This window comes from Hyphomonas sp. (assembly GCF_037969335.1).
Taxonomy (GTDB): domain Bacteria; phylum Pseudomonadota; class Alphaproteobacteria; order Caulobacterales; family Hyphomonadaceae; genus Hyphomonas.
In genome coordinates, this window is the sequence record NZ_JBBKXE010000183.1 from 1 (window position 1) to 24,043 (window position 24,043).

A 24,043-nucleotide genomic window follows, 5' to 3' on the forward strand; every position below is an offset into this window, starting at 1 on the left:
AGGTGAACCGCCCCGACGACGAGGTTCAGGCTGCGATGGACGAGTCCGCCCTTCGCGAGATGCCGAGGGTCGCCGCACGGACGCCCTGCGCCGTCAAAACACCCCGAATAGCTGCCACGACCGGGGTTTTTCCAACCCCGCCAACGGTCAGGTTTCCGACGCAGACGACCGGGATATCCACCCGGACAGGTACGGCCTTGTCCAACTTGTTCTGCACGCCCAGACGATAGGCGAAGGCCAGCGGCGACAGCAGCAGGCGCGTCAGCGGCGCCGCTTCGCGTGAGCGCGGATCCAACCCCGCCGACCAGAAGTGCGGCGCCTTCATTGCAGCAATCCCGGTTCAGGGATCAGCGGCAGCAGCGCCGCCAGCGTCTCGACCATCGGCGCATCCGCATGTTCCGCCAGCGCCTCGACAGCCGCCACGGACGGCGGTGGCGCATTCTGCAGGGCATCGGCCACGCCTGCTGCATCATTTGCTATCCTGACGAGGCCGCGCGCCTCGAGATCGGCCATCATGCTGGCGAAATTGAACACATCCGGGCCGGTCACGACCGGCTTGGAAAACCGCACGGGCTCCAGTGGATTGTGCCCGCCGACGCCCTCGGCATGTCCGCCGCCCAGGTAGACTGCATCGGCCAGGCGCAGCCACAGGCCCATCTCGCCCATCGTGTCGGCCAGCAGGACGCGTGTGCGTGTATTGGCAACCTGTCCCTTCGACCGGCGCGCATGCAGCAGGCCGCGCGCCTTGATCAGGGCTTCCACCTCGTCGCCGCGCTCCGGATGCCGGGGCGCAATGATAAGAGCCGTATCCGGCATGTCCGACACGGCATCGAGGAACAATGCCTCCTCGTCCGCATGCGTCGAGGCGGCCACGAGGCAGCGCCGCGTGCCGATGAATCCATCGCGTATCCGCTTGATCTCAAAGTCGCTCGCCTCCGGACCGGGCAAGGCTGATTTGAGGTTTCCGGCAGAGCGGACATTATGCCCGAGCAGGCTTCCCAGCCGCTGGGCGGTGTCCGTGTCGGCGGCCAGTACCACGTCATAGGCGCCAACCAGTTTGCCGAACAGTTTGCGCACCCGGCGCCAGCCATCGGCGGAGCCTTGCGTCATGCGCGCGTTCACCAATGCCCGTTTCGCGCCGCTGCGTCCGGCTTCGAAAATCAGGTTCGGCCAGATCTCGCCCTCGCCGAAGACGCACAGGTCCGGCTGCCAGTGCCGGATGAAGCGCCGGGCAATTGCCGGCGTGTCCAGCGGCGCCATCAGGTGGATCGCGGCGTCCGGCAGGGCAGGGCCCAGCAGGCGCGCTGACGTCAGCGTCTGGCTTGTGAACAGCAGCATCAGGTCAGGCCGCGCCGCGACCAGCCTGTGACCCAGTTCGAGAAGCAGACGGCTTTCTCCGACACTCGCGCCATGCAACCAGACCAGCCGGCCTGGCCGCCGGTTGGGCATGCCCCGCGCCAGCCGCTCGTTCATACGCCCGAAATCTTCCTTCCCCGCCCGCGCCCGCCGCCGCAGCAATCCGGGCAGGAAAGGCGACGCGATCCGGGCAAACGCGCGGTACAGGTGAAATGCCGGCGTCATGTATGGGATGTCCCGGCGCTCGGCGGCGTCAATTCATAACCGGCGAGGATTTCCGCTCTGCGCGTTGCGGTATCAAGCCTTTGCTGCAACGCATCGCGCAAGTCTTCAGGCTTCGCATCGCGCGGGGTCTCCAGCAATTCGCCGAACACGATGGCGCCCTTGGTGAAAGGGAAGGGGATAATGAACCGGTCCCAGCTGCCCAGGCGTTTCGCAGGCTTGCTCGCCACCGCATAAGGCAGGATAGGCGCGCCCGATCTCTGCGCAATCAGGATCGCACCCAGGCTGACCTGTTCGTTCGGCCCGCGCGGGCCATCAGGCGTAATGCAGACCGCCCCGCCCGATTTCAGCAATTTGACCGCCTCAACCACCGCACGGGCGCCGCCCTTGTCCTTGTTCGCCTTCTTCTTGTTTCCGGCGGAACCGCGGATTGTTCCAACGCCGAGGTGGCGCATGGCGCGGGCAACCGGCTCGCCATCGCCCGACATCGAGATCAGCATGGACACAGGTGCGGTCCGTCCGGGCCAGTGCCGTATCAGCTTTGTCCAACCCGCCGGTATCAGCATGATCCTCGAATGCCAGATCGCCACGACGACGCCTGGGGCTGATTCCCACGATGCCTTGGCTTGTGCGTCGCCCTCCACGGTCCATCGTACGGTGCGTCCGATCAGGGCCATCCAGGCCCAAATCAGGAAACCCAGCAGGATCACAACAGGTCTGGATCGGAACAGGAACTTCATCGCGTCGCTTATACTTCGCTTTGCGCCATGCGCCACGGGTGCTGGCAACGACAACTGACAGGTTTGAGATGGTGGGCGATGCAAGGTTCGAACTTGCGACCCCTGCCGTGTGAAGGCAGTGCTCTACCACTGAGCTAATCGCCCCAGTTCCGGGAAGCGCGTCGTTAATCCGATGCCCTCTGAACGTCAAGCAAGGAACACCGTTAGACCCGATATGCGACGCACATGCGATAGAATACCCATGCAAAAATGCAGCCCAGCATCCCTAAAGCCTCCGGTTTCGCATGTATAAGGCGGATTGCCTTATTTCTGCTTCCGTTCCATCATCCGTCCTCTCTCAGGGCTAAACCCAAGCTGTATTTGCTTATTTTTCGCTGGTTTGCAGGATTTTTGCCCTAAATGAGGCCCGCGAATGGCCTGATGAACAGTTGTTCATAATGAACGACTGTTCATGCAGTTTTGTTACGCGATTTTCATACGAGATTACCCTTGAGAAACCCGTCAAACATAGTCATCTTCATATCATAAACGATGAACTGATGAGCAGTTCACGGTGTGGATTTAGAGAAGGACAGGCACTGGGGAAGTAATTCGCCAGTATAAATAATAAGCCTGGAGAGAGAGAACATGAAAGACTGGTGTGACGAAGAGGGCGCAAAGCGCCTTTGCGAAAAGATTAACGCGTATTGGGCCGAGCGTGGCTATGAAGTCGATGTCGACTTTGTTGACGCTGGCTTCGTGCCTGCGATGCGTAGTGCCCGCACGGATGTGCGCAGCAACATGGTAAACGGGATGCCCCGTCGCCGTGCAGCTGGCGAAGCGGGGGCAGCACGCCCCAGCTACCGTCCGAGATCGGAAGCGGTCGCTTAGTTCAATAGCGAAAGTATAGCTGAAACGAGTTCCGAATAGTTGCTGACAACTAGGTCAGCCGCTATTTCTTCTTGAGTTTCGGATTCGTATCCAAATGGAACGAAAATGAAGGGCAGCCCGGCATTCCGGGCTGCCCTTTCGTCTGTCCGGCTGTCACCGACCATGATTGCGCGGGATCGGTCGCCGCCTGCGCGATCAATCGTCAGCAGGATATGATCGCCATGCGGCTTGCACTCCGGCACGCTGTCGGCGCCGACTATCGCTGCAAACTTGCCTGACAGCTGCAACGTATCGAGCAATCTGTCGCTCGAGCTTTGGCGTTTGTTTGTGCAGACGGCCAGGGTGGCGCCGCCGGCTGCCAACTGGTCCAGCGCCGCGACGGCATTTTCAAACGGCCGCGATCCCACGGCGATATTGGCTTCGTAATAGGCCAGGAACTGGTTGAACAGGCCATCCATCCGGTGCGCTTCCGGTTCGACGCCCTGCGCCGCCATGCCTTTTATGATCATGGCCTTGGCGCCATGGCCGATCATCGTGGCGATGGTGTCGAGGGTGACGGGTTCCAGCCCGGCTTCGACCAGGACATGGTTCAGCGCGCCCAGCAGGTCCGGCGCTGTGTCGACCAAAGTCCCGTCGAGATCAAAAACAATCGTCCAGCCGTCAAACGCTCCGCTCATGCCTGTATGAATTCCTCTCTCGCCACTCGCCTTGAATCGGCCTTTGGTCTAGGCGAAAGGTCTGGGGAAAGCGAGAGGGCCCGCCCGTGACGAATATCGCCAGAGATCGCGCTGCGATTATCCTTGCCGCTGGCAAGGGGACGCGCATGAAGTCCGACCTGCCAAAGGTCATGCATGCTGTCGGCGGTCGCCCCATGGTCGACTGGTCGATCGACCTTGCGCGCCGTGTCGGTTGTTCCCGGATTGTCGTGATCGCGCACCCGTCGCAAACCATGCTCATCGACCATGTCTCCGCCCAGCTCGGCGAAGGGGCCATCGCGTTCCAGGACCCGCCTCAGGGCACGGGTCACGCCGTCAGGTGCGCCGAAAAGGCGCTGGACGGCTTCGTCGGAGATCTCGTCGTCCTCTATGGTGACAGCCCGCTCGTGCCAGCCAGCGCGATTGAAGACCTCTACGCTGCGCTGGAAACCGGCGCATCGCTCGGCGTCCTCGGTTTCGAGGCCGCTGAGCCGGGGCTATATGGCCGCCTGATCCTCGCGAAGGATGGCGATCTCGATGCCATCGTCGAGGCGCGCGAGGCATCGCCGCAGCAGCTTGCCGTTCGCCTCTGCAATTCGGGTGTCATGGCGGGGCGCGCCGAAACCATGTTTCGCCTGCTCGGCAAGGTGACCAACCAGAATGCCAAGGGCGAATACTACCTGACAGACCTTGTTGGCCTGGCCCGCGCCGAGGGCGCAATCTGCCGCGCTGTCCGATGCGGCGAAGACGATCTCATCGGCTGCGACAGCAAGGCGGATCTCGCCGAGGCCGAAGGAATCTTTCAGGCACAGCGCCGCATCGCCGCGATGGCCGCAGGTGTCACGCTCGTCGCGCCGGAAACCGTCTTCTTCTCGCATGATACGGTGCTCGAAGCTGATGTCCTGGTCGAACCCAACGTTGTGTTCGGACCCGGCGTGCATGTCGAGGGCGGCGCGCGGATCCGGGCGTTCAGTCATCTCGAAGGCGCCCAGGTCGCTGCGGGATGCGAGATTGGCCCCTATGCCCGTCTTCGCCCTGGCACCGTGCTCGAGGCGGGCGTTCGCGTCGGCAATTTCGTCGAGACCAAGAATACGCACATGGGCGAAGGCGCCAAGGCGAACCATCTCGCCTATCTTGGCGATGGCCGCATCGGCGCGCAGGCGAATATCGGCGCAGGTACGATTTTCTGCAATTATGACGGCTTCCTGAAACATGCGACCATGATCGGGGAGGGCGCTTTCATCGGCTCCAATTCGTCGCTGGTCGCGCCGGTGGACATTGGCAAGGGCGCCATCATCGGCTCGGGCAGTGTCATCACGAAAGACGTCGAGCCCGATGCGCTTGCTGTGGCGCGGGGCCAGCTGGTCAAACGCGAAGGCTGGGCGATCAGCTACCGTTCCCGAAAGAGTGCCGAGAAGGCCGCTATGAAAAAGAAGGACTAAGCCAAAATGGCGAATGAGCACGAGAAGGAAAACGCCGCTCTGGCGGCGATGGAATATGTCGAGGATGGCATGACCATCGGACTCGGTACCGGGTCCACGGCAAAATATTTCGTCGAAATGCTGGCTGACGAAATTGCCGACGGCCTGCTCGTGCGCTGTATCGAGACAAGCGAACAGACCCGCGATCTCGCGACCAGTCTCGGTGTGCCGCTGATCCCGTTTGAGCAGGTCGACCGGATTCATCTCACCGTTGATGGCGCCGACGAGGTCGACAGCAATGGCTATCTGATCAAGGGCGGCGGCGCCGCGCTGCTTCGCGAGAAGATCATCGCCAGCGCGAGCGATCACATGGTGGTGATCGCCGACCCGTCGAAACAGGTCGAGCGCCTCGGTGCCTTTCCCTTGCCGGTCGAAGTCACTCCGTTCGGCTACACGATCACGGCGAAGACAGTTTTTGATGTGCTGTGCGCTGCCGGAATCGATCGGCCACGGGTCGAATTGCGCAAGCTGCCCGGCAGTATTGACCTGCTGGTCACGGATGGCGGCAACTATATTCTTGATTGCCATTGCGGCCGGATTCCGGATGCCGAAGCGCTGGCGGCGCGGCTGTCAAATGTGCCCGGCGTAGTCGAGCACGGCCTGTTCATCGACATCGCCCGCACGGTGATCATCGGCAATGAAAACGGTGCTACCGTGTTTGAATTCTAGGCTCAGGCCCTTACATCTCCCGAAGATTCAACGGTTTGCCCGCATGCGCGCTTTACGGCGCGCCGAATGAATTCGGGCAGCGGAAAAGGAACAATCGATGGCCGACACAACATACGACTATGACCTCTTCGTTATCGGAGGCGGTTCTGGCGGCGTCCGTGCCGCGCGGCTTGCGGCCCTTACGGGCGCCAAGGTTGCCGTTGCCGAGGAGTTCCGGATGGGCGGAACCTGCGTCATCCGTGGCTGCGTGCCGAAGAAGTTCATGGTCTATGCCAGCGGATACGGGAAGCACATCGAACATGCCAAGGGCTATGGCTGGAGCGTCGGCGATGTCTCCTACGATCATGAGGTCTTCGCGACCGCGATGCATGCCGAAGTCGACCGCCTGTCGGGCATCTATCATCGCAATCTCGTCAATGCGGGCGTTGAAGTGTTCGAAGAGCGCGCGGAATTTGTCGACGCGACCACGCTGCGCCTGAAGACCAGTGGCAAGACGGTCACGGCCCGCAAGATCCTGATTGCCGTCGGCGGTCGCCCCTGGGTGCCCTCATCGGACGAACTGCCGGGCGTTGAGCACACGATCACCTCGAACGAGATTTTCGATCTCGAAACGCTGCCCAAGCATCTCGTCATTGCAGGCGGTGGCTACATCGCCGTCGAGTTTGCGCATGTGTTCGCGGGCCTCGGTGTGAAAACCTGCCTCGTCTACCGCGGCGATACCGTGCTGCGCGGGTTTGACGAAGATGTCCGCACGGCGGTTCATGAGGGCCTGAAGGAGGCTGGCGTCCGCGTCGTCACGCAAACCGTGTTCGAAAAGATCGAGGACACCGGCAAAGGCGACCTGCCGTTGCGCATCCAGCTCAAGAATGGCCATCACCTTGATGCCGACGTCATCATGATGGCGGTGGGGCGCCGGCCGACCACTGATACGCTGGGCTGCGAAGCTGCTGGTGTCGCGCTCGACAAGAATGGCGCTGTCATCGTCGACGAATGGTCGAAGACCAATGTCCCCAGCGTCTGGGCCGTTGGTGACGTGACCGACCGTGTCGCCCTGACGCCGGTCGCCATTCGCGAGGGCCACGCCTTTGCCGACACCGAGTTTTACGACAAGCCTTGGCATTTCGACCATACCGACATCCCGACAGCCGTATTCACCCAGCCGGAAGTCGGCACGGTGGGCATGACCGAAGCGGAAGCGCGCAAGGCGTTTGGAACCGTCGATATCTACAAGACCCGTTTTCGCCCGATGAAGAACATGTTGAACGGTGACGCGAGCCGCGTGCTCATGAAACTGGTCGTGAAGGCCGACGACGAGCGCGTCCTGGGGGTTCATATCGTGGGCGATGACGCCGCTGAAATGATCCAGGCTGTCGGCATCGCGATCAAGATGGGCGCGACCAAACCGGACTTTGACCGGACCTGCGCGTTGCATCCGAGCGTTGCCGAAGAGCTTGTCACGATGCGTCAGAAATGGGTCCCCGAAGTCGCGTCCTGACGGTCCGGGGGACCACACGCCACACCCTTGCCTCACCCTTCCAGCAAGGCCTGCAGCTCCATCGCGACGGTCTTCAGGCTCTCGCGAATGGACTTCAGCCCACCGCCCCTGCCGGAGTGGATCACCAGCTGGCGCCAGGGCGGTTCGCTGTCTTTCGGCGCCTTGACCATGAGGTGGCCGGAGCGGGGCAGGGCTGATTTCAGCAGGGCTTTCGACAGGGGAAAGCCGGCTTTGGAATCGTACTGGCCATTGCGGGCATCGGCTTCAAATGTCGATTGTTCGCTGCGCCCGACAGCATTGAACAAGACCGATAGCTCAGGGCGTTTTCCCGCCTCGACCTGTTCTGCAATCACCTGGTTCAGCAAGCGAACGCCCCTCAGCGAGTAGACGTCCGCATGCATGGGCGCCACCACCCGGTCCGCGGCTTCAAGCACACAGCGCGTCAGGAAAGTCGCGTTCGGATTGGTGTCGAATACGATGAGATCATATTCGCTGCGATAGTGGTCCACCATCCGCAGGAACTGGGATTTGATCTTCTGGAGCGCGCCTGAATCATTTGCGAAAGCGTATTTCGAAATTTCGAACTGGCCGGATACGAGATCCAGCCGCCCGCCGGGACTGCCAGTGCCCATCAGGTCATGCATCAGGTCCGTCCGCGGCACGGCGGCGAAGGGCTCGGTCGACAGGGTCAGCCAGCTTTCCCCGGGGCTCGCCACATCGCGCGAATGAAGGCGTGACCGTTCGAACAGTGAGATGACCGACCGGTCGGCGGCGGCGCTGGCGTCAGCGTGTTCCATATCGAAGAAAGTCTGGGTCAGGTTATATTGCGGATCCAGGTCAACCAGCAGCACCCGCCCGCCCAGCGCGCCCTGCCACGCACCGAAGACTTGGCTCGTGACTGTCGTCTTCCCCACGCCGCCCTTCAGGTTCATTATCGCCAGCACGGGGCACTTGCGCTTGTAGGCCTTCTGCACCTCATCCACGAGCTGCTCGGTGGCATCCGCAGAGGTCGATGACAGTTTCAGGTGAGGCAGCACTTCATGCTTGAAAAAGCCGTTCAGCCGCGCCTTGTCGATCTGGAAGGGGATCAGGCGCAGATTACGCGCCTTCGCCCGTTCCACGTCCTGCCTGACCGATCTCGACCTGACTGCGCTGGCAGACACGAGAACGATCATGGCGAACGCGTCATCGATGGCCTGATCGGCTTTTGGCCGGTCTTCGGCGTCGTTCGGCGCGTACCAGTCGGGTATCGCTGCCATCCGTAATGCTTCGTGAATCTCAAGCAGGGCGTCGAGATCTTGTGATGAATGGCTGATATAGACGTGCGACATGTGGTTTGGACAGTCCTTCAGGCGGCGGATGTAACCCCGTTTCTAAAGGGCTTAGAGCTGATTCCGCCACCGTTGTGCTGTGAAATTGTGGTGAAACTTGAGCAAGCGCAGTCCATGTGATTTATGCTGCATTCGAACGGAGCACTATAACATGACCTGGACACCCTCAGATTGGCGGAAATTGCCTGCCAAGCACATCCCGTCGGACTACCCCGACACTGCAGCGCTTGCTGCAGTAGAGACGCGGCTGAAGGGTTATCCACCACTCGTGTTTGCCGGCGAGGCCCGGCGCCTCAAACAACGCCTTGCAGAAGTCGCTGCGGGCGACGCGTTCCTGCTGCAGGGCGGCGATTGCGCTGAAAGCTTCAAGGAATTCCATCCGGACAATATCCGCGACACGTTCCGCGTGATCCTCCAGATGGCTGTTGTGCTGACATTCGCGGCGGCCAAGCCGGTCGTGAAGGTGGGACGCATCGCAGGCCAGTTCGCCAAGCCGCGCTCCGAGCCCATCGAGACCATCGATGGCGTCACGTTGCCGTCCTACCGGGGCGACAATATCAACGGCATGGAATTCACGCCCGAGGCGCGTATCCCCGACCCCGAGCGCCTGATGCAGGCCTACTCGCAGTCCGCTGCGACGCTCAACCTGCTGCGCGCGTTCAGCCAGGGTGGTTATGCGGACCTGTCCAACGTTCATCGCTGGATGCTCGGTTTCGTCGACCGCAGCCCGCAAGGCGAGCGGTACGAAGCGCTTGCAGACCAGATCACCAAGTCCATGGATTTCATGGCGGCTTGCGGCGTCACCTCGACCAGCGTGCCACAGATGGCACAGGTCGAGTTCTACACCAGCCATGAAGCGCTGCTGCTTGGCTACGAGGAAGCCATGACCCGCGTGGATTCAACATCCGGTGACTGGTACGACACGTCGGCCCACATGCTCTGGATCGGCCACCGTACGCGTCAGGTCGACCACGCCCACGTAAACTTCTGTGCCGGTGTGAAAAACCCGATCGGCATCAAGTGCGGCCCCGGCATGGAGACGGACGAGCTCCTGCGCCTGATCGACAAGCTGAACCCGACTGACGAGGCCGGTCGTATAACGCTGATCTCGCGCTTCGGTTCGGAAGGTGTTGAAAAGGGACTTCCGCTGTTGGCGCGCGCCATCAAGAAAAGCGGACGCACGGTCGTCTGGTCCTGTGATCCGATGCACGGCAACACGCTGAAAACCGAGAGCGGTTTCAAGACGCGCCCTGTGGACCGTATTCTCTCCGAAGTGCGTCAGTTCATTGACGTCCTGTCGACCGAGGGCTGTTATCCCGGCGGCGTGCATTTCGAGATGACCGGCCAGAATGTCACCGAATGCATAGGTGGGGCTCAGGCGATCTCGGAAGGCGACCTGTCGTCTCGATACCACACTCACTGCGATCCTCGCTTGAATGGCGAACAGGCGCTTGAACTCGCGTTCATGATCGCCGAGAAGCTGCAGGGAATGAGCCGGGCGGAGACGAATGTCTCCCGCAAGGCCGGATAATCAGGGACGAAACAATCGATGGCTCGCGCAGGCTGGCCCGCCTGGGCGCGGGCCTCCGATATATCGGATTTGCTTCGGCTGTCCGTTCCAATCGCAATTACGCGAATGTCGATGATGCTGATGGGTATCACCGACGCGATCGTGCTTGGCCAGTATTCGCCGGGTGAACTTCCCTTTATCCTGAATTCATGGCTGCCAATGGGCGTATCCATTGGCTTTGGCATGGGCCTTCTTCTGGGCACGCAAGTGCTCACATCGGAACTGCTTGGCGTCGGACTCGCGCAAGAATCCGGGCGTATTTTCCGGCGCGGGTTCTGGGCGGCTCTTGGCTTGGGTTTGATTTTGACGGTGCTGGTTTTCGTCGGTGCCGAGCCGTTGTTTCATTGGATATTCGTTACGATCGCCCCTGTATCGGAAGCGGCCGACAGGCTGGACCCGCAAACCGTCGCCTCTGAAACGGCGAAGGTGACGCGCATTCTTTCCAGCGGCCTCCTCGCCTTTATGGTCTCTCAGGTGTGCAGCTTTTATCTCGAATCCCTGCGCCGTCCCTTGCTGGTGACGGTCGTCATGTATTTTGGTGTTGTCATCAACCTTGTCCTCGACCTGGCGCTCGTAGGCGGCGTGTGGGGCGGCGAGCCGATGGGCGCGGAGGGTGTGGCATGGGCGACGACAACTTCGCGCTGGGCGCTGACCGTCGCGATGTTCATCCTTGTCGTGGCGCTGACGCCGGCTTTCCGGAAGTCCGTTGCTGGTCCGCTCGACGAAGCCCGCCGCCAGTTCAGCGTCGGCATCGGCACGGCGATCAGCAATGTCGCGGAGTGGGGGGGCTTCAACTTTACATTCATCATCGCGACATGGATCAGCCTCGCTGCGAATTCGATCTATGGCTATGCGATCCAGATCATTGGTCTCTGCTTCATGTTCTATCTGGGCATCGGTTCAGCCACGAGCGTCCGCGTGGCCGAGGCCTTCGGTCGCGGTAATAATGACGAGATCCGGGATGCCGGGCGTCTCGGCGTCGCTGCCACAATCCTGATGGGCATCATCCTCGGGATTGTCCTCGTCCTGTTCCATGGACCCATTTCCCGTCTCCTGGTGCGGCCGGACGCGGTGCTGAACGGCATTGTCCTGGCCCCGGCCATCGCCAGCCTTCTTTTTCTCGCCGCCGCCGCGTCGATTTTCGATGGACTTCAGGCAACGGCCTCGATGGCGTTGAGGGCGCAGGAGATTGTCTGGTCGCCGAGCATCATTCACATCGGTTCATTCTTCTTCGTCATGATCCCCGCCTGCTATTGGCTGGGTCTCGTGGAAGGCAGGGGCGCGCAGGGAATGATGGAAGGCGCGTTTATGGGAATGGCGATTGCCGGTGTCGGGCAGACATTGCTCCTGGAATGGAAAACGGCGCGCCTGCCGAGCAAGCGCGCCGCCTGAATTTCAGGGTAGGCCTCCAGCAAGGGAGGCCGAAAACCCTAGAGGTCTTTCAGAGCCGTGGCTGGTTTGAAAGCCAGGGATGTCTTTTCTGGGATCTTGATTTTGTCGCCAGTGGCCGGGTTACGACCCTCACGAGCGTTGCGGGTTTTCGCCGCGAACGTGCCGAAGCCAGCGATCGCCACTTGCTGACGGTTCTTCGCAGCACCAGCGATCGTGTCGAAAACAGCATCGACGGCCTTGCCGGCTTCGCTTTGCGAAAGGCCGGATTCGGCAGCAACTGCCTTTGTAAGTTCACCCTTGTTCATAGGGGTTCTCCTCTAAGTTAAACGGCGATCCCCCGCCGTTGCGCCGACATGCCCACGATTCGTTTTGCGTGAATATGCCGAATGGCCAGTAAACACAGGCTATAAGCCCAGAATCCAGCCCTCTTCTGCCTGAATCTGCTCGATTTTTCCCTCGTCAAGCGATTTGCCTGTGGAAAACGTGGCTCCAAGCAGGCCTTTTTCGTCGAGTTGTGAATAGTGACGGGCGATTTCGCGGACCTGAACTTCGTCCAGTGTCTCGCCTTTTTCTGCTTTCGCCTTGACCATGGACGGGTAAATCTCGGCGATCACGACCTCCACATCCTGCAGGTCGTCTTCGGTCAGTTCACTGGTTCCGGTTTCGAAGGGCCAGATGCGAGCATTCGGCCAGGACGCCCGCAAGGCATGAACATGCGGGATGCCTGTCAGCGACTGGCTGCCGACACTGCCTGTGTAGGCGAGCTGCCAGACCGATTTTGGCTGGCCGAGTTTCCGGTCACGCAGATTGGACTCGGCGAGGCGGAACTCCGGCAGGGGCTTGTCTGTAAAGTCCGGCTTGGTCGATGCCAGCGTCGAGACCACGTCCCGTGCCGGTGCCCCCCAGAACGGGAAGGGGCCCTTGGAGATGGCATAGTTCATTCCGGCTGCGATCGCATAGCGTGCATTCGAATTGTCCGGCTTGTCCTTCAGCTTGCTGGCGAGGTGTGCATGCATCGCTGCCCATGGCGGCTGTTTCGATACGTCCAGTCCCAGCGCCTTGGCGGTTCCTGCCGGGTATCCCAGCGAAAAGTCGAAACCCAGAAGCACACGGTCGCCGCGCCGTGTCAGCTTGGCGACCATGTCTTCCAGGAAGGCGCGCGCTTTCAGGCGCGTATCGATATTGACCGCCTTGAATTGCAGTTTCAGACGGGCATCCTTTGCAAGGATACCAATCCAGATCGAGTTTGCACCGAGCGTCGGCTTGGCCGCCGCGCTCCAGTCCACCATGATATAGGCATCGAACAACCGCGCCATGCTGTGCGTCTCCGTAGCCGCACCGCGGCCTGTGAGACGCGGTGCGGATCTATTGGGTTTAGGTGAGTTTCACCAACATCTTGCCAGTGTTGGCGCCTGTGAAAAGGCCCATAAAGGCTTCCGGCGCCTTGTCGATACCTTGCATCACAGTTTGCTCGAACTTCATCTTTCCGGCGGGAATCCACTTTGCCATGTCAGCAAAGAAGGCCGGCTGCATGTCGGCATGCGTCGACACGATGAAACCCTGCAACTTGAGCTGCTTGCCGACAGCCTGAATCATGTTGTGCGGGCCAACAGGCGTGCCGGTGTCATTGTATTGCGCGATGGCGCCGCACAGTGCCATGCGTGCCATTGGGCGGGCGACTTCAATCGCTGCCGTCAGGTGGTCGCCGCCGACATTATCGAAATACACGTCGATGCCTTTGGGCGACGCTTCTCTCAATGCCTTGACCAGGCCTTCGAAACCGCCGGCCTTTTTGTAGTCGATCACATGATCGGCGCCGATTGATTTCACGAACGCGCACTTGTCCGGTCCACCAGCAGAACCGATCACGGTGCAACCCTTGTTCTTGGCAATCTGGACAACCGTCGAGCCGACGGCACCAGCTGCGCCCGACACGAAAACAATATCGCCTTCTTTGAGTTCAGCCACGCGCAGCAGGCCCGCATAGGCCGTCAGTCCGGGCATCCCTGCAACGCCAAGGAACGCACTTTCAGGCAGTCCGACATCCGGCAATTTTTGAACCATGGCCGCTTCTGGCTTGGCCACCCAGGCTGTGCGCCAGCCAAGCATGGATGAAACAAGGTCTCCGACCTTGTAGTCCGGGTGGGCCGAAGCGGTCACGCGACCAACAGCGCCGCCCTGCATCGTTTCGCCGATCTGGAACGGCGGCACGTAGCTCTCGCGATCATACATCCGGCCACGCATGTAGGGGTCGACAGACATCCACTCATTCTGGACCTGGATTTCGCCGTCTTTCGGTTCGGCGATCTCCACGGTTTTCTTCGCAAAGTTTGCGGGTTTCGGCATGCCTTCCGGCCGGGACGCGAGTGCCCATTCGGTTGAATTGAGTTTGGCCATGATAATTTCCTCCTGATTGTCGTTGCCGCTTAAGTGGACTGTGACTCGTCCCCTGTGAAGGGCTTGCCGCCGGAATATCTTCCCGGGCGTCCGTGGCTTGCCGATTTCACGCCGGTGAATAAGGTTACTTCAACAAAATCAAGCAAGGCGGGACGCAGCATGAAGACCAGGCACCTGGTGGATCCGGAACTCATCGCATTTGCCGAAACATTCCCCCCGCTTGACCTCAAACCAGAAATACTGCCCGCGATGCGGGAGATGGCTGCCGGGATGACCGTCATGGGCGATCCTTCGCTGCTTGGCGTTACGCGACGCGAGGTGACAGTTCCGGGGCTGGCGGGTGGGCGCGACGTTCGCTGCCTCGTCTATGAACCCATCGCCAAGGGCGGGGACCGTCCCGCCTTCCTGCACATTCATGGCGGCGGCTATATGCTCGGCTCACCCGAAGGATCGGATGATCGCAATACACGGGTCGCCTCTGAGCTTGGCGCGGTCGTTGTCTCACCCGACTATCGGCTTGCTCCGGAGGACCCGTTCCCGGGGCCGCTCGACGATTGTGCTGCCACGCTCAGCTGGATGATCGAGAATGCGGCGGCGCTCGCAATCGACGCATCCCGCGTCGCCATCGGCGGCGACAGCGCCGGCGGCGGTCTGGCGGCAGGACTGGTCCTGCGCACGCGCGACGAAGGCAAGTTCAAGATCGCGTTCCAGCACCTCGTATATCCAATGCTGGATGACCGCACGACCGCAGACGATGCAAAGCTCGATCCGGTCTTGGGTGAATATATCTGGACGCCTGCGAGCAACTGTTTCGGATGGGCGTCCTATCTCGGTGGTCACGCGCCGGCATCCCCGGCCGTTCCAGCGCGCGCGGGAAGCCTCAAGGGCCTGCCACCGACATGGATCGGCATTGGGGGCCTGGATCTCTTCCTCGACGAGAACATGGCTTACGCGCGCCGGCTCATTGCGGCCGGCGTGGCCACCGAATTCATCATCTATCCCAGCGTCTATCACGGCTTCCAGTTCGAGGCCGGAGCCGCCGTCACCCGACGGTTCGAGCGCGACTATGTTACATCTCTGGCACGCGGGCTCGGCTGCACCTTGCCGCCGCCTGCGCCAGCATAGCGTCCAGTTCCGTCAGGAATGGCAATGAGCTTTGGCAGATGAATGTGCCGCCCGTACTTGCAGCAGGAGGCGATGCGGTGTCATGTCGGCGCAGATGAGGGCCTGATAGAATGACCAAGTTAAAAGTCGGAGTCGCAGGCGCGGGTGTTTTCGGAAATTACCACGCGCAAAAGGCTGCCGCGTCCGCACGCACCGAGTTTATGGGCGTATACGATATCGACCAGGACCGCGCAGAGCGCGTCGCCAGAACGTTTGGCGCATCCGGCACGTCGGAATACCGGGCGTTTCTCGACATGTGCGATGCGGTTGTGATCGCCGTCCCCGCGACCTTTCATGAGCCGCTTGCCCGCGAGGCGATCGAAGCGCATTGCCACGTCCTTGTGGAGAAGCCTCTGGCGCTATCAGGGAAGGCGGCACGTAGTCTCGCAGACGAAGCCGCCGCGCGGGGGCGTATCCTCCAGGTCGGCCATCAGGAACGCTTCGTAGCCCGCGCCATGGGTGTTCTATCAATCGAAGAGACGCCTTTGCTCATCGAGTCCGTTCGTGCTGGCCCGCCCGCGCCGGAGAACCGGGCTGGCGATGTGTCAGTCATATGGGACTTGATGATCCACGATCTCGACCTCGCGGCGATGATGCTTGGGACCGAATTCACCGGCGTAATGGCGAGCGGGTCCCGTGTGCATTCGCGCCATCTTGACGAGGCCAGCGCACAATTCACCTATGCCAGTGGGGGCGTCGCCCGCCTGCGCGCCAGCCGCGCGTCAGACGTTCGCGAACGCACCATGCGCGTCGTCTATCCGTCGGGTGAAATCGCGATCAACTTCCTCACGCGCAAGCTGCAGAATTCCACGCCCTATGAGGTTCGCGTCGATATTGCGGCAGATCTGCCTGATCCATTGGGCGCGGCAGACGAGGGCTTCTATGCCGCGTGCCTCGGCCTCGCGCGCAGTCCGGTGCCTGCGCATGGAGCGGTTGCGGCAGTGGCCATGGCTGAAGCAGCCGAAGCGGTCGCGCTGGCCAAGATCGACGCCTGACCTAGTCGCGGTTCGATTGCTTGGGGTCGTGTTTGGGAGCGGGCGCGAGGCGCATGACTTCGGTCTGAAAGCGCTCGTCGTCTCCCGCCGCAAGAAAGGGCAGGGCGCCGCAAATCGCCTTCTGGAGCGGCTCGAACCAATCCTGGTCAGATTTGGCAAAGTCTGAGAGTACGTAAGGCATGACCAGCGACTTGTCGCCGGGATGGCCGACGCCAATGCGCACACGCCGGACATTCTCGCCAAGATGCGCAATCATTGACCGGATGCCATTATTGCCGGAGTGGCCGCCACCTTGTTTCATGCGAACGCGACCGGGTGCCAGATCAATTTCGTCGTGAAACACGACCACGTCTTCGGCCGCCAGCTTGTAGAACGTCGTGGCCTTTGAAAGCGCGCGACCTGATTCATTGTAGAACGTTTCGGGTTTCACCAGCAGCGTCTTGATCCGCCCGGCGGACGTTTCGATCGTGCCTTCGGAAATCTGGCTTTCGAATTTGGAGCGCCACGGCTGGAAACCCAACTCGGCGTGAATTCTGTCCAGAATCATGAACCCGGCATTGTGACGGTTGCCCGCGTACTTTGCGCCTGGGTTTCCTTGTCCCACGAGGATCAGCATGGGGCGTTCTCCCTCGTGCGACCGAGCAGGGGTTGGCCGCGTGCCTGGTCTGAAAAGACCAAGCACGCTGAGCCAGACCGAACGGATCAGTCTTCGCCGCCTTCTTCTTTGTCGCCGGCGTCTTCTTCATCAGCGGCTTCATCAGCAGCTTCGTCATCGGTGTCAGTTACCGCGACGCGTCCGGCAATCGTCACGATCGTGAAGTCACGATCCGTGATGGTCGGTTCAGCGTCGGATGGCAGGTTGATGTCCGAAATCTTGAGGTTGTCACCGACTTCCAGGGCCGACACGTCGGCTTCGAGGAATTCCGGAATACGACCGGCCGGGACAAGAAGTTCGATCGTGTGGCGGACAACGTTGAGCGTGCCGCCTTTCTTGAGACCTGGCGAAACGTCTTCACCCATGAAGTGAACAGGCACTTCAACCTTGATCTTCTGATCGGCTTTGACGCGGAACAGGTCGACGTGGAGCGGCCGGTCCGTGATCGGGTGCATCTGGATCGCCTGTGGGATCACGAGTTGCTTTTCGCCCTTGTGGACCAGTGTCGCTGTTGAGGACAGGAAGTGTCCGGTCTCGATGGCTTTCATCACTTCAGCAAGGCGCAGGTTGATTGCGACCGGGTCCTCACCGCCGCCATACAGGACGCCGGGAACGAAGCCATTGTTGCGGGCTTCACGCGCGCCACCGGTACCGATACGCTCACGCAGTTCGAGATTGAATGAAATTTGTTTCTTGGACATTTGTTTTCCTTTCGCCCTGAAGTCCGCCGCCGGACATCCGGACGGTGACAGCCTGACACGCACGGCCTTGCGCCGTCGTTTCCAGTCGGCGCCTATAGGCGATCAGGCGGACGCTGGCAAGCGGCCCGGGCAGGCAGGTTCGCCTGCCACGCGAGTTCGGCCTGTGATGGTGCTTCCCCGTCATTCGCAGGGATCGAAGGTGTCAAAGAAAGGCCGTGGCTCGGCGAAACTCTTTTGACCTATGTCTTCTCAACCAAGTCTGCAGTCTGTTAGGATCGCTGAAGTGCACAATACAGGACAACCGTAATGAGCGACGCCAGCAAGACCTATCCCGTTCCCTCCGAATTTGCTGCCAAGGCAAACCTCACGCCGGAGAAGTATCGGGAGATGTACGCCGCCTCAATCGCGGACCCTGAGGAATTTTGGGGCGAGCAGGGTAAGCGGCTCGACTGGATGACGCCTTACACGGTTGTGAAGGATGTCTCCTGGGAGACCGGCGACCTGCATGTGAAGTGGTATTCGGACGGGGTCCTCAACGTCTCGGCCAATTGTATCGACCGGCACCTGGCCACCCGCGGCGACAAGGCCGCCTTCATCTGGGAAGGCGATGACCCGGCAGACACTCACACCGTCACCTATAAGCAGCTCCACATAGCCGTCAGCAAGTTCGCCAACGTATTGAAGGAACTCGGCGTCAAGAAGGGCGACCGCGTCACCATCTACATGCCGATGATCCTGGAGGCGACCTACGCCATGCTGGCCTGCGCGCGCATCGGGGCCGTGCACTCCGTCGTCTTCGGCGGCTTTTCGCCGGAAGCGCTCGCGGGGCGCATTGTCGACTGCGAGTCCGAGGTTCTGATCACCGCCGACGAAGGTCTCCGGGGCGGTCGCAAGGTGCCGCTCAAGGTCAATGCCGATGCCGCAGCCACCATTGCCAAGGGCATGGTCAAGAAAATGCTCGTTGTGCGCCGCACCGGCGCCGATGTGGCGATGACCGAGGGCCGCGACCACTGGCTGCACGAGATCGGCGCCAGCGTCTCTGCCGATTGCCCGCCCGAGCCGATGAATGCCGAAGACCCGCTGTTCATCCTCTACACGTCCGGTTCGACAGGCCAGCCCAAAGGCGTGCTGCACACGACTGGCGGCTATCTCGTCTGGGCGTCAATGACCCATGAATACGTGTTCGATCTCAAGGAAGACGATGTGTTCTGGTGCTCAGCCGATGTCGGCTGGGTCACGGGACACACCTATATCGTCTACGGTCCCCTCGCGAATGGCGCGACCAGTGTCCTGTTCGAAGGCGTGCCAACCTATCCTGACGCCAGCCGCTTCTGGCAGGCCTGCGACAAGCATCAGGTGACCATTTTCTACACGGCGCCGACAGCCATCCGCGCTCTGATGCGCGAGGGCGAAGGCCCGGTGAATGCAACGTCACGCAAATCGATCCGCCTGCTCGGCACAGTTGGCGAACCGATCAACCCGGAAGCCTGGGAATGGTACTTCCACGTCGTGGGCGAAGCGCGTTGTCCGATCGTGGACACCTGGTGGCAGACCGAGACCGGTGCAACGATGATCGTTCCGCTGCCCGGTACGACCGATATGAAGCCCGGCGCCGGCAGCCACCCCTTCTTCGGCATCAAGCCGGTATTGGTCGATGCTGAGGGCAACCAGCTTGAAGGCGCCGCCGATGGCAACCTGCTGATCACTGACAGCTGGCCCGGCCAGATGCGTACCGTTTACGGTGACCACCAGCGCTTTATCGACACCTACTTTACCGCCTATCCAGGCACCTATTTCACCGGCGACGGCTGCCGGCGCGATGAAGATGGGTTTTACTGGATCACGGGCCGGGTCGATGATGTCATCAACGTGTCCGGCCACCGCATGGGCACGGCAGAAGTCGAAAGCGCGCTGGTCAGTCATGACGCGGTGGCTGAGGCAGCGGTCGTTGGCTATCCACACGATATCAAGGGACAGGGCATCTATGCCTATGTCACTGTTCGCACGGGTGTGGAGGTCGACGATGACCTGCGAAAGAACCTCGTCCAGCACGTTCGCAGCGAGATCGGCCCGATCGCGTCACCGGACCTCATCCAGTTTGCACCCGGTCTGCCCAAGACGCGTTCGGGCAAGATCATGCGCCGTATCCTGCGCAAGATCGCCGAGAACGAATTCTCGAACCTGGGCGATACGTCAACGCTGGCCGATCCTGACGTCGTGAACGACCTGATCGAACACCGGCAAAATCGCTAGATCGCTGGCAGGTCCACGGTGAACCGGGCGCCGCCTTCTTCGCGGTTCTCGGCGAGGACGCTGCCGCGGTGCGTGGCGATGATCTGCTTCACGATCGACAGGCCCAGACCGGAATTGTTGCCGAAGGCCGTGCCCTTCGGTCGGTCCGTGTAGAATCGGTTGAAAATCTCTTCCAGCTTGTCGGCTGGAATACCGGGGCCGGAATCTTCCACGCGCAGTCGCGCGATCGTCTGAGGACCGCGATTTGTCTGTTCCAGTGTCACGTGCACGCTGCTGCCCGGGGGGGAGAACGAGCGGGCATTGTCGATGAGATTGCGGATCACCTGGCCAAGCGGGCCTTCCCGCGCACGGACCAGCAAGCGCGCGCCCATGGTCGCGTCTTCGAACACAACCGAAACCGCATCAGGACCATCGCTCATCGCCTCATAGGTGCGCACCACATCGCGGGCGAACCGCGCAATGTCGATCTGTTCGTTCGGAACGCGGGTCATTTCTGCCTCGATGCGCGAGGCATTCGAAATATCGGTGATCAGGCGGTCGAGACGTTTCACGTCTGATGCAATCACCTCGCGCAACCGCTCGCTCGCGACGGGGTCGTCCTGCACACGCTCAGCTGTCTCGATGGCAGACCGGATCGACGTCAGCGGGTTTTTCAGCTCGTGCGCCACGTCGGCGGCGAACTGTTCATTCGCTTCGATCCGCTCCAGCAGGGCTTCTGTCATGCCCTGCATCGATGACGCGAGATTACCGATCTCGTCCTTGCGGCGTGTCAGCGCCGGGATGTCGATACGGTCCGATGCGCCTGAACGGATGCGGTCAGCAGCCAGCGACAGGCGTCGCATGGGGCGGGCAATCCCGAGAGTCAGGAAGAATGATGTGACGAACGCCACCAATACGGCGACGCCAATGAAGGGGACGAGCGCGGCGCGTTCAGACCGGATGATCTCGTCGATGTCACTCGCTTCCAGCGTCAATACGCCAACCACAGCTGAAACGCGCTGGATGGGCATGGAGACCGAGATGATCCGCTGGCCCCGGTCGGAAAAGCGCTGGCTCGCCGCGATGTCGCCCAGTGCGGCGCTATCGAATTCTTCCTCGAAACTTTGGGTCCGTACGGCTTCGGAACTTCGGCGGGGCATGATGGGCCCGAACACGCGTGCCGCCCACTCGGACATGGCGGCGCCCATGCGTGCGATACTGCTCGGCTCCTTCAGCGGCGGCAGGGCATCGATATCAACCCGCTCTGACAGGTAGAAGCTGTCGCCGATCAGTTCGCCTTCCGGCGAATAAATGCGTGCTCTCACCCGTTCTGGCAGGTTCAGCCGGACAATGGTTTGCCGGGCAGCATCTACATCCAGGCTGGGTTCGGGCGTGGTCGCGTCTTCACCCAGCAGGCTGGTGAAGATCTGCGCCTGCGCGACAAGGTCCTGTTTCTTGGAAACAACGAACCCGGCGCGCATCTCGTTCAGCACCATGGCGCCGATGATGAGAATGGCGAGACCGGCGAGGTTCGATGCAAAGATCAGCCGGGCGATGCGCGAACCCAGGAACATGGATCCGCGCCTTGAACCTGGCAGCCTTATGCGTTTGGACTCGCCCATCCCGTTCACCCTGTTTCCGGGCTGCGGCGACTTTTAGGCGTCTGCCGCAACGCGCATGCTTACAATCTTGTCAGGATTGCGCGGCGGCTCACCTTTCGCAAGCTGGTCGATCACATCCATGCCTTCGGTGACCTTGCCCCAGACCGTGTATTGCTTGTTCAGGAAGCTGGCATCGTCGAAGCAGATGAAGAACTGGCTGTTGGCGGAATTCGGCGCCGCTGTGCGGGCCATTGAGCATGTGCCGCGCACATGCGGCTCTGCGTTGAATTCGGCCTTGATGTCCGGCTTGCTCGATCCGCCGGTGCCATTGCCTTTGGGGCAGCCAACCTGCGCCATGAATCCGGGGATCACGCGGTGGAAGACGATGCCGTCATAAAACTCTTCACGGGCGAGTTCCTTGATGCGCTCAACATGGCCGGGTGCGAGGTCGGGGCGCAGCTCGATCTTCACGGGGCCTTTGGAGGTTTCAAGAAGGAGTGTGTTTTCAAGGTCGCTCATGGAAAATTCCTTATAAGTGGCTCGGGTTTAAGACTGGCTATTGAATGAAGACGATGGCGGCAAGCCCAACAGCCGTGTTATTGTCTGTGTATCATATCAGGACGCGCCCGCTCATGATTGCAAATTCCCTTTCAATCCTGCTCTCCGGGGTTCTCGCCTTGGCTGGTTTGATCCATCTGGCATGGTCCCTTGGCAGCACGTTTCCCTACGCCAATCAGCAGGCTCTGGCGCGGGCCGTCGTCGGGCGCCGGGGGATCACGCGCATGCCGTCCATGGCCGCATCTGCCTTTGTCGCATTCTGCCTGCTGGCGGCCGCCATCTGGGCGCTCTTGCTCGGGCGGCTCATTGCCGTGCCCGTATCTGACTGGCTGGTCGCGCCCGGCGGCTTGGCGCTGGCGGGCGTCTTCCTGTTCCGGGGCATCATCGGTGTCATGCCGACGTTCGAACGCGCGCTGCCGGAACAACCCTTCCTCCGTCTCAACCGGCGTTTCTATTCTCCGCTCTGCATCCTGATCGGTCTTGGATTTCTCGCCCTGACCCTGGCGATGCCGAACTGGGCGTGGCGGTTCAGCCTGCTCGGGTTCTAGGGACACCCCAGTCGGCCTGCTGGATGCGTTCATTGAGTGACACACCGTCCAGCGCCGGCGCGGTCATCATGTCGGCAAATGCCCAATGGTTCAGCTCCGTGCGGATCATTACGTCCGCGCTGCGATAGGCGTCGGCCACGCCGCCACCCAGGACGACGCCGGTGGCCTTCACGATATCCGACCGGTCGATATGCCGTGGCTTGGCGTCGACATGGACGACGAGCGCTGCATTGTCGGGCCTGCGGCTGGCGCGAGAGAATATACTGCCTGGCCGCATCACCGGATCGACGCCCGCCAGCAAGCCAACCGTGCCATTCAGCTGGTGGGCGACACGCAGGGCGGCATCGCTGCCCCAACTGTGGCCGACCAATGCGATGTCGTCTCCGCGAGACAAGGCCGCCATGCAGTGAGCAGTGGCGCCATCGACATCATAGTGCGCGAACCAGGCCGCCGTCCGCGAATGCCGGTTGCTGCTCTCGAAGAGGATACGCTGACGCGCCGTCACAAAGCCCGCAACAATGCGAGACGTGCCATCTGCGGCGCCCCCGATATAGATTTCGGCGACGCCCCGGCCAGATGGCGTTTGTGCGCGAGGGTTTGGCCTATTCGGTATAACGATACCCGACGCCATAGAGGGTTTCGATCGCATCGAACTCGTCGGTCACTTCGCGGAATTTCTTGCGAAGGCGTTTGATGTGACTGTCGATGGTGCGGTCGTCGACATAGATCTGGTCGTCATAGGCGGCGTCCATCAGCTGATCGCGGCTTTTCACGTAACCGGGGCGCGAGGCGAGGGCCTGCAGGATCAGGAATTCCGTGACGGTCAGGCGCACGGGGTGGCCGTCCCAGGTGCAGGCATGACGGTTCGGGTCGAGCGTCAGCTTTCCGCGAACGATCGGCTTGTGGTCGCCTTCTTCCGGTCCGGCCACACCGCCGCGCGCGCGCCGCAGGACCGCTTTCACACGCTCGGCGAGCAGGCGGTTGGAACAGGGCTTCCGCACGAAATCATCCGCGCCGATATTGAAGCCTATCACCTCGTCGATCTCTTCGTCTTTCGACGTCAGGAAGATGACCGGCAATTCGCTGGTCTGGCGCAGGCGGCGCAGCAATTCCATGCCGTCCATCTTGGGCATCTTCACGTCGAGAATGGCAATGTCCGGAGGCGTCTCCGTCAGAGCGGGCAGAGCGGATTCGCCGTCATGATAGGTGCGGACTTGATAGCCCTCAGCCTCAAAGAACATTTTCAGCGAGGCGACGATGTTCTCGTCGTCATCCACCAGTGCCAGAGTTGTCATCGCTCGATCCTTCTCAACCAGACTGTACCCCATCACGGGGTCTGGCCGTTTTGCATTATGGTGTTCAACCACGGTT

The 24,043-nt window shown here is 61.0% G+C and carries 24 protein-coding genes and 1 tRNA gene; 10 read left to right on the top strand and 15 right to left on the bottom strand.

Annotation, left to right across the window (positions count from 1 at the left end; translation table 11 throughout):
- Positions 1–25: 25 nt before the first annotated feature.
- From AADA04_RS13600 to AADA04_RS13615, 4 genes are all read right to left on the bottom strand, one after another.
- Positions 26–325 carry a tetraacyldisaccharide 4'-kinase gene (locus AADA04_RS13600; protein ID WP_340693818.1) on the bottom strand — a complete coding sequence of 100 codons (300 nt, stop codon included), beginning with the start codon at positions 323–325 and terminating at the stop codon, positions 26–28.
- On the bottom strand, positions 322–1,581 hold the full coding sequence (locus AADA04_RS13605) for a glycosyltransferase N-terminal domain-containing protein (RefSeq protein WP_340693819.1): 1,260 nt from the start codon (positions 1,579–1,581) through the stop codon (positions 322–324). The genes AADA04_RS13600 and AADA04_RS13605 overlap by 4 nt, the downstream gene beginning before the upstream one ends.
- A complete protein-coding gene (locus tag AADA04_RS13610) occupies positions 1,578–2,318 on the bottom strand; it encodes a lysophospholipid acyltransferase family protein (RefSeq protein WP_340693820.1) in 741 nt (246 codons plus the stop codon). Before AADA04_RS13610 ends, AADA04_RS13605 begins: the two co-directional genes overlap by 4 nt.
- Positions 2,319–2,387: 69 nt before the next feature.
- A tRNA-Val gene (locus AADA04_RS13615) sits at positions 2,388–2,462 on the bottom strand.
- Between the two features lie 483 nt (positions 2,463–2,945).
- On the opposite strand from AADA04_RS13615, the gene AADA04_RS13620 reads away from it, so the two are divergent.
- A complete protein-coding gene (locus AADA04_RS13620) occupies positions 2,946–3,188 on the top strand; it encodes a hypothetical protein (RefSeq protein WP_340693821.1) in 243 nt (80 codons plus the stop codon).
- On the opposite strand, the gene gph is transcribed toward AADA04_RS13620, so the two are convergent.
- The gene (gph, locus tag AADA04_RS13625; protein ID WP_340693822.1) at positions 3,185–3,865 is read right to left on the bottom strand and encodes a phosphoglycolate phosphatase; all 681 of its coding nucleotides are present in this window, start codon (positions 3,863–3,865) and stop codon (positions 3,185–3,187) included. The two genes, AADA04_RS13620 and gph, sit on opposite strands and share 4 nt — an antisense overlap.
- An 86-nt stretch (positions 3,866–3,951) precedes the next feature.
- On the opposite strand from gph, the gene glmU reads away from it, so the two are divergent.
- From glmU to gor, 3 genes are all read left to right on the top strand, one after another.
- Positions 3,952–5,325, top strand: coding sequence for a bifunctional UDP-N-acetylglucosamine diphosphorylase/glucosamine-1-phosphate N-acetyltransferase GlmU (gene glmU / locus AADA04_RS13630; RefSeq protein WP_340693823.1), 1,374 nt, complete (start codon positions 3,952–3,954; stop codon positions 5,323–5,325).
- A gap of 6 nt (positions 5,326–5,331) precedes the next feature.
- The gene (gene rpiA / locus AADA04_RS13635; RefSeq protein WP_340693824.1) at positions 5,332–6,033 is read left to right on the top strand and encodes a ribose-5-phosphate isomerase RpiA; all 702 of its coding nucleotides are present in this window, start codon (positions 5,332–5,334) and stop codon (positions 6,031–6,033) included.
- A gap of 97 nt (positions 6,034–6,130) precedes the next feature.
- Positions 6,131–7,528 carry a glutathione-disulfide reductase gene (gor, locus tag AADA04_RS13640; protein WP_340693825.1) on the top strand — a complete coding sequence of 466 codons (1,398 nt, stop codon included), beginning with the start codon at positions 6,131–6,133 and terminating at the stop codon, positions 7,526–7,528.
- A 32-nt stretch (positions 7,529–7,560) separates the two neighbouring features.
- Here gor and AADA04_RS13645 read toward each other — a convergent pair whose 3' ends face one another.
- Positions 7,561–8,859, bottom strand: a complete 1,299-nt coding sequence (locus AADA04_RS13645) for an AAA family ATPase (protein WP_340693826.1) — start codon at positions 8,857–8,859, stop codon at positions 7,561–7,563.
- 151 nt (positions 8,860–9,010) lie between these two features.
- Between AADA04_RS13645 and AADA04_RS13650 the strand changes: the two genes are divergently transcribed.
- Both AADA04_RS13650 and AADA04_RS13655 read left to right on the top strand, forming a co-directional pair.
- The gene (locus tag AADA04_RS13650) at positions 9,011–10,390 is read left to right on the top strand and encodes a 3-deoxy-7-phosphoheptulonate synthase class II (RefSeq protein WP_340693827.1); all 1,380 of its coding nucleotides are present in this window, start codon (positions 9,011–9,013) and stop codon (positions 10,388–10,390) included.
- 18 nt (positions 10,391–10,408) lie between these two features.
- Entirely contained in the window at positions 10,409–11,821 is a 1,413-nt protein-coding gene (locus AADA04_RS13655) for an MATE family efflux transporter (protein ID WP_340693828.1), read from the top strand.
- Between the two features lie 38 nt (positions 11,822–11,859).
- On the opposite strand, the gene AADA04_RS13660 is transcribed toward AADA04_RS13655, so the two are convergent.
- The 3 genes from AADA04_RS13660 to AADA04_RS13670 all read right to left on the bottom strand — a co-directional run bounded on the left by AADA04_RS13660 (position 11,860) and on the right by AADA04_RS13670 (position 14,218).
- Positions 11,860–12,126: an HU family DNA-binding protein gene (locus AADA04_RS13660; RefSeq protein WP_340693829.1), complete on the bottom strand. Its 267-nt coding sequence runs from the start codon at positions 12,124–12,126 to the stop codon at positions 11,860–11,862.
- Positions 12,127–12,225: 99 nt separating this feature from the next.
- A complete protein-coding gene (locus AADA04_RS13665; protein WP_340693830.1) occupies positions 12,226–13,137 on the bottom strand; it encodes a hypothetical protein in 912 nt (303 codons plus the stop codon).
- Between the two features lie 58 nt (positions 13,138–13,195).
- Entirely contained in the window at positions 13,196–14,218 is a 1,023-nt protein-coding gene (locus tag AADA04_RS13670) for an NADP-dependent oxidoreductase (protein ID WP_340693831.1), read from the bottom strand.
- A 159-nt stretch (positions 14,219–14,377) separates the two neighbouring features.
- Here AADA04_RS13670 and AADA04_RS13675 point away from each other — a divergent pair, with 159 nt between their 5' ends.
- Positions 14,378–15,343, top strand: a complete 966-nt coding sequence (locus AADA04_RS13675) for an alpha/beta hydrolase (protein ID WP_340693832.1) — start codon at positions 14,378–14,380, stop codon at positions 15,341–15,343.
- Positions 15,344–15,453: 110 nt separating this feature from the next.
- A complete protein-coding gene (locus AADA04_RS13680) occupies positions 15,454–16,377 on the top strand; it encodes a Gfo/Idh/MocA family oxidoreductase (RefSeq protein WP_340693833.1) in 924 nt (307 codons plus the stop codon).
- Position 16,378: 1 nt separating this feature from the next.
- Here AADA04_RS13680 and pth read toward each other — a convergent pair whose 3' ends face one another.
- Together pth and AADA04_RS13690 are read right to left on the bottom strand one after the other, a co-directional pair.
- The gene (gene pth, locus AADA04_RS13685; protein WP_340693834.1) at positions 16,379–16,993 is read right to left on the bottom strand and encodes an aminoacyl-tRNA hydrolase; all 615 of its coding nucleotides are present in this window, start codon (positions 16,991–16,993) and stop codon (positions 16,379–16,381) included.
- Positions 16,994–17,079: 86 nt separating this feature from the next.
- Positions 17,080–17,733 (bottom strand): 50S ribosomal protein L25/general stress protein Ctc, encoded by a 654-nt coding sequence (locus AADA04_RS13690; RefSeq protein ID WP_340693835.1) that lies wholly within the window; start codon positions 17,731–17,733, stop codon positions 17,080–17,082.
- Between the two features lie 306 nt (positions 17,734–18,039).
- Here AADA04_RS13690 and acs point away from each other — a divergent pair, with 306 nt between their 5' ends.
- Positions 18,040–19,986 (top strand): acetate--CoA ligase, encoded by a 1,947-nt coding sequence (gene acs, locus AADA04_RS13695; protein ID WP_340693836.1) that lies wholly within the window; start codon positions 18,040–18,042, stop codon positions 19,984–19,986.
- Here acs and AADA04_RS13700 read toward each other — a convergent pair.
- Both AADA04_RS13700 and AADA04_RS13705 read right to left on the bottom strand, forming a co-directional pair.
- The gene (locus AADA04_RS13700; RefSeq protein WP_340693837.1) at positions 19,983–21,539 is read right to left on the bottom strand and encodes a stimulus-sensing domain-containing protein; all 1,557 of its coding nucleotides are present in this window, start codon (positions 21,537–21,539) and stop codon (positions 19,983–19,985) included. The two genes, acs and AADA04_RS13700, sit on opposite strands and share 4 nt — an antisense overlap.
- 81 nt (positions 21,540–21,620) lie before the next feature.
- Positions 21,621–22,085 carry a peptidylprolyl isomerase gene (locus tag AADA04_RS13705; protein WP_340693838.1) on the bottom strand — a complete coding sequence of 155 codons (465 nt, stop codon included), beginning with the start codon at positions 22,083–22,085 and terminating at the stop codon, positions 21,621–21,623.
- A gap of 113 nt (positions 22,086–22,198) precedes the next feature.
- Between AADA04_RS13705 and AADA04_RS13710 the strand changes: the two genes are divergently transcribed.
- Positions 22,199–22,672, top strand: coding sequence for a DUF3995 domain-containing protein (locus AADA04_RS13710; RefSeq protein WP_340693839.1), 474 nt, complete (start codon positions 22,199–22,201; stop codon positions 22,670–22,672).
- On the opposite strand, the gene AADA04_RS13715 is transcribed toward AADA04_RS13710, so the two are convergent.
- Both AADA04_RS13715 and AADA04_RS13720 read right to left on the bottom strand, forming a co-directional pair.
- Positions 22,653–23,177 (bottom strand): hypothetical protein, encoded by a 525-nt coding sequence (locus tag AADA04_RS13715; protein WP_340693840.1) that lies wholly within the window; start codon positions 23,175–23,177, stop codon positions 22,653–22,655. The genes AADA04_RS13710 and AADA04_RS13715 overlap by 20 nt on opposite strands.
- Before the next feature lie 97 nt (positions 23,178–23,274).
- Positions 23,275–24,043 (bottom strand): response regulator transcription factor (locus AADA04_RS13720; RefSeq protein ID WP_340693841.1); only part of this gene is annotated, 769 nt, incomplete at its 5' end.

What these genes read in the sequence shown, in the direction of transcription:
- AADA04_RS13705 (WP_340693838.1), bottom strand. Translation starts at nt 22,085, where the DNA reads ATGAGCGACCTTGAAAACACACTCCTTCTTGAAACCTCCAAAGGCCCC.
- AADA04_RS13675 (WP_340693832.1), top strand. Translation starts at nt 14,378, where the DNA reads ATGAAGACCAGGCACCTGGTGGATCCGGAACTCATCGCATTTGCCGAA.
- AADA04_RS13670 (WP_340693831.1), bottom strand. Translation starts at nt 14,218, where the DNA reads ATGGCCAAACTCAATTCAACCGAATGGGCACTCGCGTCCCGGCCGGAA.
- AADA04_RS13600 (WP_340693818.1), bottom strand. Translation starts at nt 325, where the DNA reads ATGAAGGCGCCGCACTTCTGGTCGGCGGGGTTGGATCCGCGCTCACGC.
- gph (WP_340693822.1), bottom strand. Translation starts at nt 3,865, where the DNA reads ATGAGCGGAGCGTTTGACGGCTGGACGATTGTTTTTGATCTCGACGGG.
- AADA04_RS13660 (WP_340693829.1), bottom strand. Translation starts at nt 12,126, where the DNA reads ATGAACAAGGGTGAACTTACAAAGGCAGTTGCTGCCGAATCCGGCCTT.
- AADA04_RS13655 (WP_340693828.1), top strand. Translation starts at nt 10,409, where the DNA reads ATGGCTCGCGCAGGCTGGCCCGCCTGGGCGCGGGCCTCCGATATATCG.
- acs (WP_340693836.1), top strand. Translation starts at nt 18,040, where the DNA reads ATGAGCGACGCCAGCAAGACCTATCCCGTTCCCTCCGAATTTGCTGCC.
- AADA04_RS13680 (WP_340693833.1), top strand. Translation starts at nt 15,454, where the DNA reads ATGACCAAGTTAAAAGTCGGAGTCGCAGGCGCGGGTGTTTTCGGAAAT.
- AADA04_RS13620 (WP_340693821.1), top strand. Translation starts at nt 2,946, where the DNA reads ATGAAAGACTGGTGTGACGAAGAGGGCGCAAAGCGCCTTTGCGAAAAG.
- pth (WP_340693834.1), bottom strand. Translation starts at nt 16,993, where the DNA reads ATGCTGATCCTCGTGGGACAAGGAAACCCAGGCGCAAAGTACGCGGGC.
- AADA04_RS13690 (WP_340693835.1), bottom strand. Translation starts at nt 17,733, where the DNA reads ATGTCCAAGAAACAAATTTCATTCAATCTCGAACTGCGTGAGCGTATC.
- AADA04_RS13650 (WP_340693827.1), top strand. Translation starts at nt 9,011, where the DNA reads ATGACCTGGACACCCTCAGATTGGCGGAAATTGCCTGCCAAGCACATC.
- AADA04_RS13700 (WP_340693837.1), bottom strand. Translation starts at nt 21,539, where the DNA reads ATGTTCCTGGGTTCGCGCATCGCCCGGCTGATCTTTGCATCGAACCTC.
- AADA04_RS13665 (WP_340693830.1), bottom strand. Translation starts at nt 13,137, where the DNA reads ATGGCGCGGTTGTTCGATGCCTATATCATGGTGGACTGGAGCGCGGCG.
- gor (WP_340693825.1), top strand. Translation starts at nt 6,131, where the DNA reads ATGGCCGACACAACATACGACTATGACCTCTTCGTTATCGGAGGCGGT.
- AADA04_RS13710 (WP_340693839.1), top strand. Translation starts at nt 22,199, where the DNA reads ATGATTGCAAATTCCCTTTCAATCCTGCTCTCCGGGGTTCTCGCCTTG.
- rpiA (WP_340693824.1), top strand. Translation starts at nt 5,332, where the DNA reads ATGGCGAATGAGCACGAGAAGGAAAACGCCGCTCTGGCGGCGATGGAA.
- AADA04_RS13610 (WP_340693820.1), bottom strand. Translation starts at nt 2,318, where the DNA reads ATGAAGTTCCTGTTCCGATCCAGACCTGTTGTGATCCTGCTGGGTTTC.
- AADA04_RS13605 (WP_340693819.1), bottom strand. Translation starts at nt 1,581, where the DNA reads ATGACGCCGGCATTTCACCTGTACCGCGCGTTTGCCCGGATCGCGTCG.
- AADA04_RS13645 (WP_340693826.1), bottom strand. Translation starts at nt 8,859, where the DNA reads ATGTCGCACGTCTATATCAGCCATTCATCACAAGATCTCGACGCCCTG.